Genomic DNA, 13,172 nt, shown 5'->3' with positions numbered 1-13,172 from the left:
GTTCTCCAGAGAGGATCACCACCGGCTGCAAGTGATCTGAACCTCTGCGATGTGGAAATGCCCCTTTGAGTGCCGTGCCGAACGAAGAAGTAGGCCGGACGCATCGCCAGCGTTAGAGGCGTTAAGCGGGAAGGAGTACCTCCTTCCAAGCGGAGTGGAACCGCGCATTCAATGCGTCTCTGTCTAGTTATGGACAGGGACGCTTTTTTGCATTAACGAAAGCGAAAATTAGTAATCGGGAGGTCGAACACAGTGTTTCGGAGGATGAAGGAAGACATCCAATGCATATTTGAACAAGACCCTGCTGCACGTAGTACATTCGAAGTGGTCCTAACGTATTCCGGCCTCCATGCGGTGTGGGCGCATCGGGTAGCACATGCATTGTATAAAAAGAACTTTTTATTTCTTGCGAGATTCATTTCGCAGGTCAGCCGTTTTTTCACGGGCATCGAGATTCATCCGGGCGCGACGATTGGAAGGCGTCTCTTCATTGACCACGGCATGGGAATCGTCATTGGCGAGACATGTGAAATCGGTGACGATGTAACCTTGTACCAAGGTGTGACATTAGGAGGAACGGGCAAAGAAAAAGGAAAGCGGCACCCGACTCTTGGCAATAATGTACTCGTCGCCTCGGGAGCGAAAGTGCTCGGCTCCATTACAATCGGTGAAAACAGCAAGATTGGTGCGGGGTCGGTCGTATTGATCGATGTACCTGCCGATTCGACAGTCGTCGGAATTCCGGGCAAAGTGGTCGTATCGAATGGTGTACGGGTAAAGGATAAACTGGATCACCAAAACTTGCCGGATCCTGTTGCAGAAACTTGCAATCGGTTGGAAGAGGAAATTGCATTGTTGAGAAGACGGATTGAAGAACTAGAGGAAAGGGAGAAAACCGATGAGTATTCAAATTTATAATACATTGACACGAAAGAAAGAGCCATTTATCCCGCTGGAGGAAGGGAAAGTGAAAATGTATGTGTGCGGGCCAACCGTCTACAACTATATTCATATCGGAAATGCAAGACCGGTTATCGTATTTGACACGGTTCGTCGGTATTTGCAGTATCGTGGCTTTGATGTCCAGTTTGTCTCCAATTTTACGGATGTCGATGACAAAATCATCAAGACGGCGAATGAGCTTGGCGAAGAGGTTGGGGAACTGACAGATCGTTTCATCAATGCTTATTTCGAGGATGTCAGCGCTCTCGGTTGCGGAAAAGCAGACGCCCATCCACGGGTAACAGAGCATATCGATGACATTATCGCGTTCATCGAAGTGCTCGTGGAGAAAGGGTTCGCTTATGAATCGCAAGGCGATGTCTATTACAGAACTCGCAAGTTCGACGGCTACGGCAAGTTATCCCATCAGTCGATTGATGAGCTGAAAGTCGGTGCGCGAATCGAAGAAAGCGACATAAAGGAAAATGCACTTGATTTCGCGTTATGGAAGTCCGCGAAAGAAGGGGAAATCTCTTGGGATAGTCCTTGGGGCAAAGGTCGTCCAGGTTGGCATATCGAGTGCTCCGTTATGGCGCGGGAGCATTTGGGCGATACGATCGACATCCATGCGGGTGGGCAGGATTTGACATTCCCGCATCATGAGAATGAAATTGCGCAGTCTGAAGCGATGACAGGAAAACAATTTGCGCGTTATTGGATGCATAATGGTTATATTAATATTGATAATGAAAAGATGTCGAAGTCGCTCGGGAACTTCATTCTCGTCCACGACATCCGTCAGCAGATCGACCCGCGAGTGCTCCGTTTCTTCATGTTATCCGTCCATTATCGTCATCCGGTGAACTTCTCACAGGAGCTTGTGGAAAGCGCGGCGAACGGTTTGGATCGTATTCAAACGGCGTATAACAATTTGAAACACCGTTTAAGCACCTCTGCGGATCTTGGGGATCAGCCTGATATATGGATCCATAAGGTGGATGAGGCAGTCCGTCAATTTGAAACGGCAATGGACGATGATTTCAACACAGCAAACGGCATGGCTGCCATTTTCGAGCTCGTAAAAATGGCCAATGTCTATTTGCTGGAGAAAAATACGCAAGCAACTGTCCTGAATTATTTCATTACGACATTCGAACGTCTTATGGAAGTACTCGGCCTGCCATTCGGAGGGGAAGAGCTGCTGGATGATGAAATCGAAGGGCTTATCGAGGAGCGCTTAACTGCACGCCGCGAACGTAATTTCAGCCGATCAGACGAAATAAGGGATTTACTGAAGGAAAAGGGGATTATTTTGGAAGATACCGCTCAAGGCACCCGCTGGAAAAGAGGGTGAGCAGCGTGTATACATTGCGTGACGTAGATGTGAAGCAATTGAACGCACTTGCGCTCGCCTATATGGGGGATGCGGTATATGAACAGGCGGTCCGCGAGCATTTACTTCGTTCCGGCCGTGTGAAACCGAACATCCTTCATAAGGAGGCGACTCGATATGTATCCGCCAAGGCACAGGCTTCAGCTGTCAAGATGATGCAGGAAAACGGCCTCCTCACCGAAGAGGAGGAAGCCGTCCTGCGTCGCGGGCGGAATGCGAAATCCGGATCGGTCCCAAAGAACACCGATGTCGTGACGTATAATTACAGCTCGGGATTCGAGGCGGTCATCGGCTACTTATATTTGCTCGGCAGAAATGACCGAGTAGGGGAAATCATTGGTGAGACAGTGCAGTTCATCGAAAATCCGAAAGGGGAAGGCGCATCATGACAAATCAGGAATCGGAATTGATCGGCGGTAAAAACCCGGTTGTAGAAGCACTCCGTTCCGGCAGGGAACTGAACAAAATCTGGGTTGCTGAAGGATTGAATAAAAAAAGCATCGGGGAAATTTTATCACTCGCAAAACGGTCAGGTGTTATCGTCCAAGCAGTTCCAAAACAAAAGCTGGATGGCATGCTTGACGTGAACCACCAAGGAATCATCGCTTCGGTCGCTGCTTATTCCTATGCGGAGCTGGATGATCTGTTTGCTGTTGCAAAAAACCGCAATGAGGACCCATTCTTCCTCATCCTCGATGAACTGGAAGATCCACATAATCTCGGCTCGATTCTTAGGACGGCGGATGCTACTGGCGTACACGGCATTATCATTCCGAAGCGGCGTTCAGTTGGATTGACAGGAGTCGTCGCAAAAGCATCGACTGGAGCCATCGAGCATATCCCTGTCGTTCGCGTAAACAATCTCTCCCAGACTGTGGAGGAGTTGAAGAAGGAAGGCGTCTGGATCGCTGGAACGGACGCTAAAGGTTCGCAAGACTACCGTTCGATGGATGCGACATTGCCGCTTGCCATCATTATCGGCAGTGAAGGGAAAGGGATGTCCCGCATTTTGAAGGAGAAGTGCGACTTCCTCTATCATTTGCCGATGATCGGGCATGTAACGTCATTGAATGCTTCGGTCGCTGCATCCCTACTCATGTACGAAGTGTTACGCAAGCGTAAGCCCCCAACATCGGGGTCATGAAAAAAGATATATTGCTCGTCGATGGATACAACATTATCGGAGCATGGCCCGAATTACGAGAGCTGAAGCAACGAAGCCTTGCGGAAGCTCGGGACAGGCTCATCGAACGGATGGCCGAATATAAAGCGCATACGGGCTGGCGCGTCATCGTCCTGTTCGATGCGCATTTAGCGCGGGGGATTGAAAAGAAGGATTGGAAACATAACGTCGAGGTCGTTTTCACGAGGGAAAATGAAACTGCGGATGAACGGATTGAAAAGATGGTGTCCGAGCTGAGCGGGCGCAGGGTCCAAATTCACGTGGCCACATCCGATTTAACGGAGCAATGGGTCATTTTTGCACAAGGCGCCCTCCGGAAATCGGCTCGCGAACTGGAAATTGAAATGAATGAAATCGATAAATTGATTACGAAAAAAGTGAAAGAAATCCAAGAGGAACGACCTTTTTCCAAGATCCAACTATCCGACGAGGTGGCAGAAATATTTGAAAAATGGCGGCGTGGAATGAAATGAACGGTTGACTGAAAAATTTTCCATACGGTATACTGATTGAAATGGCAATAACGAATCGGGGTGTGGTGATTGGCGGGAAATGTATACGTTCAAGGGGGTACATCTGATTTCACTGGGCTATCCGATGAAGAGCTTTTAGTTCGTATTCATGAGGGCAGCACGGACGCGCTTGATTTCCTTATTACCAAATATCAATCTTTCGTTAAAATGAAAGCGCGCTCATATTTTATGATGGGCGGTGATCGGGAAGATATTATTCAGGAAGGAATGATTGGCCTGTACAAAGCGATCCGTGATTTCAGGATGGATCGGCTTTCTTCGTTCCGAGCATTTGCGGAGCTCTGCATTACAAGGCAAATCATTACAGCCATCAAGACAGCGACAAGGCAGAAGCACATTCCGCTAAACACGTCAGTGTCTTTGGACAAGCCTGTCTATGATGAGGAATCCGACCGCACATTGCTGGATGTCATTTCAGGGTCGGAGCTCGATGATCCGGAAGATTTGATGATCCATAAGGAGGACTTCATCCACATGGAAGGGGAAATCAATAAAGTGCTGAGCGGGCTTGAAAAGCAAGTGCTATCACTCTATTTGGAAGGGCAGTCCTACCAAGAGATTTCAGATGAATTGAATCGGCAAGTCAAATCTGTAGACAATGCGCTGCAACGCATCAAGCGGAAACTTGAACGGCATATGCAAGTCGATGTCGTTCATTGAACAATGTCTAAAAGTGGTTGCCAAACATTTTCCATCGTGTTGACATGATGAAAATAAGGTGGTACTCTTTAGCAAGGCAATGGCTATGTGCTTAGACGGTCGGCTACTTGTAGCACGACGGAAGTTCAAGGTGAAAAAATGTCTAAAAAGCTAATTTTATGCTGTGATCGCTGCGGATCACGAAACTATGTCATCCCTGCGGGGAATAAACAGACAACGGTCCGGTTCACAGTGAAGAAGTTTTGTAAACAATGCAATACACATACAGAACATAAACAAACAATCTAGTTGCAGCAATATACTTAGTATTCGGAGGTCTACGATTGAATGGGTAAGATAACCGGCTTTTTAAAAGATGTCGTCTCTGAAATGCGGAAGGTCAGCTGGCCGAAGCGGAATCAATTGACACGCTATACGATTGTGGTCATCGTCACAGTCGTTTTCATGGCAGTTTATTTCGGTCTCGTTGATTTGGGCATATCAAATGTAATGGAATGGTATCTTGCGTTATAATAGGACAGCATGAATATCCTTGTTGAAAATATCCCGTCTTGTTACATGAACGGGTTTTTTCATTTCTCGAAAATTTGTGTAAATAGCTTATTTACGGGGAATTTATAACGTAAGGTTTTATTTATTTTTGTGACTTCCGTAGATTTGAATTGGAAATCAACTGTATTTCGAAAAGGAGGGACGGACAAACAGTCCTCGTCATTATGGAGATGGAGAAAAATTGGTACGTCGTCCACACGTATTCAGGATATGAAAACAAAGTAAAGGCCAACCTTGAAAAACGTGTCGAGACGATGGGGATGCAAGATAAAATCTTCCGCGTCGTCATTCCTGAAGAGCAGGAAACAGACTTTAAAGACGGAAAAAAACGCACAGTTATGAAAAAGACGTTCCCTGGATATGTCCTCGTGGAACTTATCATGACTGACGATTCTTGGTATGTCGTCCGAAATACGCCTGGCGTGACAGGTTTCATTGGTTCTTCTGGAGGAGGCGCAAAACCGACTCCACTTTTACCGGAAGAAGTCGATTTCATCCTCAAGCAAATGGGCATGAAAGAACGGAAAGCAGAAGCTAACTTTGAAGTCGGCGAAGTGATCGAAGTGCTCGACGGACCGTTTGCGCATTTCCAAGGGAAAGTCGAAGAAATCGATCAAGACAAAGGGAAAGTCCGTGTTTCTGTCGACATGTTCGGCCGAGAAACAATTATGGAACTTGACTTTACGCAAGTTGAAAAAATATAGAGATTACTACTTGCAAGACGAGCATAATAGTGGTATCATTTCAAAGGTCAGACTGTAAACAGAAACAGACTGGACGGATTAACCAAATTCTACCGGGTGAAACCGGCAGGCACATATTGAGTGGGAGGGGCAACCCAATTACCACATCACGGACTTAAGGAGGTGTGTCTCGTGGCTAAAAAAGTAACCAAAATCGTAAAATTGCAAATCCCTGCAGGTAAAGCTAACCCAGCTCCACCAGTTGGACCGGCACTAGGTCAAGCAGGTGTTAATATCATGGGATTCTGTAAAGATTTCAACGCACGTACAGCGGATCAAGCAGGCTTAATCATTCCTGTTGAAATAACTGTATTTGAGGACCGTTCATTCACTTTTATTACAAAAACTCCACCAGCAGCAGTATTGCTGAAAGTTGCAGCTAATCTTCAAAAAGGTTCTGGTGAACCAAACAAAAAGAAGGTAGCTACTGTAAAACGTGATAAAGTTCGCGAAATTGCAGAACAAAAGATGCAGGATCTAAACGCAGCATCGGTTGAAGCGGCGATGGCAATGGTTGAAGGTACTGCTCGCAGTATGGGAATCACGATCGAAGACTGATCGGGATCAACCAAACGCGGTTCTTTGTAGTGGGGGTTGCGCTTGTTCCTAGGAACACGCAACCCTTATTCGTGGGAGGTATAATCCGTTAAAACCACAAACGAGGAGGAAATACTAATGGCAAAAAGAGGTAAAAAATTCACTGAAGCGGCAAAGCTTGTCGACCGTACAAAAGCGTACGACTTGACAGAAGCGATCGAGCTTGCAAAGAAAACAAGCACAGTCAACTTTGACGCAACTGTTGAAGTCGCATTCCGTCTTGGAATCGACACTCGTAAAAACGATCAGCAAATCCGTGGAGCAGTTGTGCTTCCAAACGGAACTGGTAAAACTCAACGCGTTCTCGTTTTCGCGAAAGGCGAAAAGTTGAAAGAAGCGGAAGCAGCTGGCGCAGACTTCGTCGGCGATGCAGAGTACATCACTAAAATCCAACAAGGCTGGTTCGATTTCGACGTAATCGTCGCAACTCCGGACATGATGGGCGAAGTTGGTAAAATCGGTCGCGTACTAGGACCAAAAGGCTTGATGCCAAACCCTAAAACAGGCACAGTAACGTTTGACGTTGCGAAAGCTGTTGCGGAAATCAAAGCAGGTAAAGTTGAATACCGTGCGGACAAAGCGGGTATCATCCACGCGCCAATCGGAAAAGCTTCTTTCGACAACGAAAAGCTTGAAGAAAACTTTAAAACTGTATTTGAAACTATCCAAAAAGCGAAACCAGCTGCAGCGAAAGGGACATACATGAAGTCTGTGAACATCACGACTACAATGGGTCCTGCGGTCAAAATTGATCCATCGTCTGTAGTTATTAAATAAAATCATTGACGAACTTGAAATCTTATGGTAAGATTTCGTTTGTTGTGAACTATATCATTTGTACCGTAGACAGCAGGGGCGTATTGCTCGCTTAATCATCCTGCCGAGGACAAGACGCTCATTTCTATTAATGATGACGACTTTTCTGCCCTCGTGGTCTACTTTGTGGATCACGAGGGCTTTTTCATATCGGTATGAATGACCCGAATTCTTACAGGAGGTGTCAAGATGAGCAAAGTATTAGAAGCTAAACAAGCGGTAGTTGAAGAGATCTCAGGCAAATTGCAATCTGCAGTTTCCGTTGTCGTAGTTGACTATCGTGGTCTTAACGTGAGCCAAGTTACAGAACTTCGTAAACAGCTTCGTGAAGCAGGCATCGACTTCAAAGTTTACAAAAACTCAATGTCACGCCGTGCTGCAGAAAAAGCTGGACTTGAAGGATTGAACGAACATTTAGTAGGCCCGAACGCAATCGCGTTTTCGACTGAAGATGTCGTGGCTCCAGCTAAAATCCTTAACGACTTCGCTAAGAAGAACGACAAGCTCGAAATCAAAGCAGGTGTGATCGAAGGAAACATCGCTACTGTTGAAGATATCAAAGCATTGGCAGATCTTCCATCCCGCGAAGGACTTCTTTCCATGCTACTCAGCGTTCTACAAGCTCCAATGCGCAACTTCGCGCTTGCAACAAAAGCAGTTGCAGAGCAAAAAGAGGAACAAGGCGCTTAATTTTAAACAAGCAGCCTGAACGAAAATATGCGGGGTAATCCCCGACAAAACTAAAACCTATCTAGGAGGAAAATATAATGACTAAAGAACAAATCCTTGACGCGATTAAAGAAATGACAGTTCTTGAATTGAACGATCTTGTAAAAGCAATCGAAGAAGAATTCGGCGTAACTGCTGCAGCTCCAGTTGCAATGGTTGGCGGTGCAGGTGCTGGTGAAGCAGCTGCTGAGCAAACTGAATTCGACGTAGTCCTAGCTTCTGCTGGCGACCAAAAAATCAAAGTAATCAAAGTGGTACGTGAAATCACTGGCCTTGGCTTGAAAGAAGCTAAAGAACTAGTTGACAACGCACCAAAAGCTCTTAAAGAAGGCGTTTCTAAAGAAGAAGCTGAAGAAATGAAAGCGAAACTTGAAGAAGTTGGCGCTGGCATCGAAATCAAGTAATTTTTGAATACTGAAGAAAGGCTCGTCAATCTGGACGGGCTTTTCTTCGTTTTTTATCTACAAAGAAATCCGATAATCGAGTAACAGAATTGATCGCGAAAAATCGGTAATTTGTAAATTGTAATTGAGCCTGAAGATGGGTAACCTTTCGGAAGGAAGGAGAATCAGTATGTCTGAACATTACTACTCTAAAAATCCAACAGTGAAAAGTGATCCGAAGGAATGGCAAGCGACGTTGCGCAACAAACAGCTTCGTTTCAAAACAGACGCAGGTGTATTCAGTAAAGGAGAAGTGGATTTCGGTTCCCGCCTATTAGCGGAATCATTCACGATGCCGGAACTGGCAGGCGATGTGCTAGATGTCGGCTGCGGATACGGGCCAATCGGATTGTCAATCGCCGCATCTTTTCCGGATCGGAACATCCATATGGTCGATGTTAACGAAAGGGCGATGGCGCTTGCACATGAAAACGCTAAGCTGAATAACATAGAAAATGTGTCGATTTATGAAAGTGATGCATTATCGGCTGTTGAAGTGGAAGGTTTCGCCGCGATATTGACGAACCCGCCAATCCGGGCAGGAAAAGAGACGGTATTCAAAATCTATGACGGTGCTTTTTCAAAATTGGCCGCTGGAGGAGAATTGTGGGTCGTTATTCAGAAGAAACAAGGAGCTCCTTCGACAATCGCGCATTTGACGGAGATTTTCAGCAATGTAGAGACGGTTGAGAAGAAAAAGGGGTATTTCATACTAAAAGCTAGAAAATCTTGACTTGAGATTTTTCTTGTGGTAGTATTGTAAAATGCATAAATAATATAATGCGTTCGTGTGCCCTTTTGCATAAGTTTTGGAAAACTAAGGCATACTGGCAGTGGATAAAAGATTGTTAAACCGAAAATGAGCTCTTGCCAGAACTCGTTTTCTTTTTGTTTTTTCGATATCATACACTATTTTTATGATTTCGCAAAGGACTAATATTGTTTTGAGGGGTGAAAGAGTTGACAGGTCATTTAGTTCAGTATGGTCAACACCGTCAGCGCAGAAGTTTCGCGCGGATCAATGAAGTTCTCGAGCTGCCGAATTTGATTGAAATCCAGACGGCATCTTATGAGTGGTTCTTGGAAGAAGGTTTGCGGGAAATGTTCCGCGATATTTCTCCGATCCAGGATTTCACAGGTAATCTTTCGTTGGAGTTCGTTGATTATCAACTTGGTGAACCGAAATACCCTGTTGATGAATCGAAAGAGCGTGACGTTACGTATGCAGCGCCACTTCGCGTAAAAGTGCGTCTGCATAACAAGGAAACGGAAGAAGTGAAGGAACAAGACGTTTTCATGGGGGATTTCCCACTGATGACGGAAAACGGTACCTTCATCATCAACGGTGCGGAAAGGGTTATCGTATCCCAGCTCGTTCGATCTCCGAGCGTCTACTTCAACGATAAGACGGACAAGAACGGAAAGCGCGGCTTTGCAGCGACCGTCATTCCGAACCGCGGTGCGTGGCTCGAGTACGAAACTGATGCGAAAGATGTTGTCCATGTCCGGATCGACCGTACTCGTAAATTGCCGATTACCGTTCTACTCCGTGCTCTTGGCTTTTCGACAGACCAAGAGATCATCGATTTGATTGGTGATAACGAGTATTTACGTAATACGCTTGAAAAGGACAACACGGAAACTTCGGAAAAGGCCTTGCTTGAAATTTATGAACGCCTCCGTCCTGGCGAGCCTCCGACACTCGATAGCGCGAAAAGCCTGCTATACTCTCGCTTCTTCGACCCAAAAAGGTATGATTTGGCGAATGTCGGCCGCTATAAGATGAATAAAAAGCTTCATTTACAAAACCGTCTGTTCAATCAAACGGTTGCAGAAACAATTGTAGATCCTGAAACAGGTGAAATTTTACTTGAGAAGGATCAACTGTTAGACCGTCGGACATTGGACCGTCTATTGCCGCATCTTGATAAAGGAGTCGGCGTCCAGGAAGTATCGCATGTTGGCGGTGTACTGGATGAGGACATTACAATTCAGACGATCAAGATCTATGCTCCGAAAAGTGAAGAGAAGCAAGTGATCAACGTTATTTCAAACGCTGGCGTCGATGAGTCTGTGAAACATGTAACGCCTGCAGATATCGTTGCTTCTATTAGCTATTTCTTCAACTTGCTTCATGGAGTTGGAAATACGGACGATATCGACCACCTCGGAAACCGTCGTCTACGTTCAGTTGGCGAATTGCTACAAAACCAATTCCGAATTGGATTGTCTCGTATGGAACGTGTCGTCAAAGAACGGATGTCCATCAATGACACGCAATCGATCGTACCTCAGCAATTGATCAATATTAGACCGGTCATCGCTTCCATTAAAGAATTCTTCGGTAGCTCCCAGCTATCCCAATTCATGGACCAAACGAACCCGCTTGCCGAATTGACGCATAAGAGACGTCTTTCAGCACTCGGACCTGGTGGATTGACGAGGGAACGTGCGGGCATGGAAGTCCGAGACGTTCACTATTCCCACTATGGACGTATGTGTCCGATTGAAACACCGGAGGGCCCGAACATCGGATTGATTAACTCCCTTTCAACGTTTGCGAGAGTGAATAAGTTTGGTTTCATTGAAACTCCTTATCGGAAGGTTGACCCTGAAACTGGGCGCGTCACTGACCAAATCGACTATTTGACTGCGGATATTGAGGATAACTATGTCGTTGCACAGGCGAATGCGCTGCTCAACGAAGATGGTTCCTTTGTGAATGATGAAATTGTTGGTCGTTTCCAAGGGGATAACACTGTATTCAAACGCGAACAGATCGACTATATGGACGTATCTCCGAAACAAGTCGTCTCTGCTGCGACTGCATGTATCCCATTCCTTGAAAACGATGACTCGAACCGTGCCCTCATGGGTGCGAACATGCAACGTCAAGCTGTTCCTTTATTGAATCCTGAAGCCCCGTTTGTCGGTACAGGTATGGAACACGTATCAGCGCGTGACTCTGGAGCTGCAGTGCTTGCGAAATTCCATGGAATTGTCGAGCACGTAGAAGCGAAGGAAATCCGTATCCGTCGTATTGAGACGGTAGATGGCAAAGAAGTAAAAGGCGACTTGACGATTTATAGACTTGAAAACTTCATCCGTTCCAACCAAGGGACTTGCTATAACCAACGCCCGATCGTCAGTGTCGGAGATCGCGTGAAACCGCGCGACATCCTTGCAGACGGACCATCGATGGATCAAGGGGAGCTTGCTCTAGGCCGAAATGTGCTTACAGCCTTCATGACATGGGACGGGTATAACTATGAAGATGCCATCATCATGAGTGAACGTCTTGTGAAAGATGATGTCTTTACATCGATCCATATTGAAGAGTATGAATCGGAAGCAAGGGACACGAAGCTTGGACCTGAAGAAATCACAAGGGATATTCCGAATGTCGGTGAAGAAGCCCTTCGCAACTTGGACGACCGCGGTATCATCCGTATCGGTGCAGAAGTTCGCGATGGCGACATTCTCGTTGGAAAAGTGACACCTAAAGGGGTTACTGAACTGACAGCAGAAGAAAGACTCCTTCATGCGATCTTTGGTGAAAAAGCCCGAGAAGTACGTGACACTTCATTGCGAGTTCCACACGGTGCAGGTGGTATCGTCCTTGACGTGAAAGTATTTAATCGTGAAGATGGCGACGAATTGCCGCCAGGCGTTAACCAACTCGTCCGTGCGTATATTGTACAGAAACGTAAGATCTCCGTTGGGGATAAGATGGCCGGACGCCATGGTAACAAAGGGGTTATTTCTCGCATTTTACCTGAATCGGATATGCCATATCTTCCGGACGGCACGCCGATCGACGTCATGTTGAACCCACTCGGTGTACCATCCCGTATGAATATCGGACAGGTATTGGAAATGCATCTAGGAATGGCTGCACGGAATCTAGGCGTTCATATGGCTTCGCCGGTCTTTGACGGAGCGAATGAAGAGGATGTCTGGACTACGATGGAAGAAGCAGGCATGAACCGTGACGGAAAAACGATCCTTTACGATGGCCGCTCAGGCGAACCATTCGACAGCCGTGTATCTGTCGGTGTCATGTATTTGATCAAGCTTGCGCATATGGTCGACGATAAGCTACATGCTCGTTCGACTGGACCATACTCACTCGTTACACAACAACCGCTCGGAGGAAAAGCCCAATTCGGCGGTCAGCGTTTCGGGGAGATGGAAGTATGGGCGCTCGAAGCTTACGGTGCCGCTTATACATTGCAAGAGATTCTTACCGTTAAATCTGACGATGTTGTCGGCCGTGTGAAAACATACGAAGCTATCGTCAAAGGGCAAAGCGTCCCTCAACCGGGCGTACCTGAATCGTTCAAAGTTCTTATTAAAGAATTGCAGAGCCTTGGCTTGGACGTGAAGATGCTGACGGAAGAATTCGAAGAAATCGAAATGCGCGATCTTGACGATGACGATGATATGCAACCGACAGATGCATTGAATCTCATGGCTGAAGATCAAACAGTCTAATGAAATACTAGTATGTTCAATTGAATAGGGGAGCTACAGCATGCTCCCCTGTTTTAACGATATTGATGAGAGTCCATCGCGGAGATA

General features: G+C 46.2%; 15 protein-coding genes and 2 other annotated features (1 of these 17 cut by a window edge). All 15 genes read left to right on the top strand.

What is annotated here, in order from left to right:
- Positions 1 to 184 (top strand) — a binding site (T-box leader) (it extends 35 nt beyond the left edge of the window).
- Between the two features lie 68 nt (positions 185 to 252).
- The 15 genes from cysE (at position 253) to rpoB (ending at position 13,085) form a co-directional block, all read left to right on the top strand.
- Positions 253 to 918, top strand: coding sequence for a serine O-acetyltransferase (gene cysE, locus MHZ92_RS04240; RefSeq protein WP_239430284.1), 666 nt, complete (start codon positions 253 to 255; stop codon positions 916 to 918).
- Complete coding sequence (gene cysS / locus MHZ92_RS04235) at positions 899 to 2,296, top strand: cysteine--tRNA ligase (protein ID WP_239430283.1); 1,398 nt, start codon at positions 899 to 901, stop codon at positions 2,294 to 2,296. Before cysE ends, cysS begins: the two co-directional genes overlap by 20 nt.
- Before the next feature lie 5 nt (positions 2,297 to 2,301).
- Positions 2,302 to 2,724: a Mini-ribonuclease 3 gene (locus MHZ92_RS04230; RefSeq protein WP_370644610.1), complete on the top strand. Its 423-nt coding sequence runs from the start codon at positions 2,302 to 2,304 to the stop codon at positions 2,722 to 2,724.
- A complete protein-coding gene (rlmB, locus tag MHZ92_RS04225; RefSeq protein WP_239430282.1) occupies positions 2,721 to 3,479 on the top strand; it encodes a 23S rRNA (guanosine(2251)-2'-O)-methyltransferase RlmB in 759 nt (252 codons plus the stop codon). The genes MHZ92_RS04230 and rlmB overlap by 4 nt, the downstream gene beginning before the upstream one ends.
- Positions 3,476 to 3,991 (top strand): NYN domain-containing protein, encoded by a 516-nt coding sequence (locus MHZ92_RS04220; RefSeq protein WP_239430281.1) that lies wholly within the window; start codon positions 3,476 to 3,478, stop codon positions 3,989 to 3,991. Before rlmB ends, MHZ92_RS04220 begins: the two co-directional genes overlap by 4 nt.
- Positions 3,992 to 4,060: 69 nt before the next feature.
- Positions 4,061 to 4,711 carry an RNA polymerase sporulation sigma factor SigH gene (gene sigH, locus MHZ92_RS04215; RefSeq protein ID WP_239430280.1) on the top strand — a complete coding sequence of 217 codons (651 nt, stop codon included), beginning with the start codon at positions 4,061 to 4,063 and terminating at the stop codon, positions 4,709 to 4,711.
- Between the two features lie 138 nt (positions 4,712 to 4,849).
- The gene (gene rpmG / locus MHZ92_RS04210) at positions 4,850 to 4,999 is read left to right on the top strand and encodes a 50S ribosomal protein L33 (protein ID WP_239430279.1); all 150 of its coding nucleotides are present in this window, start codon (positions 4,850 to 4,852) and stop codon (positions 4,997 to 4,999) included.
- 39 nt (positions 5,000 to 5,038) lie between these two features.
- Positions 5,039 to 5,224 carry a preprotein translocase subunit SecE gene (secE, locus tag MHZ92_RS04205; protein WP_239430278.1) on the top strand — a complete coding sequence of 62 codons (186 nt, stop codon included), beginning with the start codon at positions 5,039 to 5,041 and terminating at the stop codon, positions 5,222 to 5,224.
- Between the two features lie 209 nt (positions 5,225 to 5,433).
- Positions 5,434 to 5,967: a transcription termination/antitermination protein NusG gene (gene nusG, locus MHZ92_RS04200; protein WP_239430499.1), complete on the top strand. Its 534-nt coding sequence runs from the start codon at positions 5,434 to 5,436 to the stop codon at positions 5,965 to 5,967.
- Positions 5,968 to 6,138: 171 nt separating this feature from the next.
- Entirely contained in the window at positions 6,139 to 6,564 is a 426-nt protein-coding gene (rplK, locus tag MHZ92_RS04195; RefSeq protein ID WP_060203386.1) for a 50S ribosomal protein L11, read from the top strand.
- 117 nt (positions 6,565 to 6,681) lie between these two features.
- Positions 6,682 to 7,380 (top strand): 50S ribosomal protein L1, encoded by a 699-nt coding sequence (gene rplA / locus MHZ92_RS04190; RefSeq protein WP_239430277.1) that lies wholly within the window; start codon positions 6,682 to 6,684, stop codon positions 7,378 to 7,380.
- A gap of 45 nt (positions 7,381 to 7,425) precedes the next feature.
- Positions 7,426 to 7,574, top strand: a sequence feature (ribosomal protein L10 leader region).
- A gap of 34 nt (positions 7,575 to 7,608) precedes the next feature.
- The gene (gene rplJ, locus MHZ92_RS04185) at positions 7,609 to 8,109 is read left to right on the top strand and encodes a 50S ribosomal protein L10 (RefSeq protein WP_239430276.1); all 501 of its coding nucleotides are present in this window, start codon (positions 7,609 to 7,611) and stop codon (positions 8,107 to 8,109) included.
- 77 nt (positions 8,110 to 8,186) lie between these two features.
- Positions 8,187 to 8,552: a 50S ribosomal protein L7/L12 gene (gene rplL / locus MHZ92_RS04180; RefSeq protein ID WP_239430274.1), complete on the top strand. Its 366-nt coding sequence runs from the start codon at positions 8,187 to 8,189 to the stop codon at positions 8,550 to 8,552.
- Positions 8,553 to 8,721: 169 nt separating this feature from the next.
- Positions 8,722 to 9,324 carry a class I SAM-dependent methyltransferase gene (locus MHZ92_RS04175; RefSeq protein WP_239430273.1) on the top strand — a complete coding sequence of 201 codons (603 nt, stop codon included), beginning with the start codon at positions 8,722 to 8,724 and terminating at the stop codon, positions 9,322 to 9,324.
- Between the two features lie 218 nt (positions 9,325 to 9,542).
- Positions 9,543 to 13,085: a DNA-directed RNA polymerase subunit beta gene (gene rpoB, locus MHZ92_RS04170; RefSeq protein ID WP_239430272.1), complete on the top strand. Its 3,543-nt coding sequence runs from the start codon at positions 9,543 to 9,545 to the stop codon at positions 13,083 to 13,085.
- Positions 13,086 to 13,172: the final 87 nt, after the last annotated feature.

This window comes from Sporosarcina sp. ACRSL, from assembly GCF_022346605.1.
Taxonomy (GTDB): domain Bacteria; phylum Bacillota; class Bacilli; order Bacillales_A; family Planococcaceae; genus Sporosarcina.
This window is presented reverse-complemented; position numbering and strand designations above follow the sequence as displayed.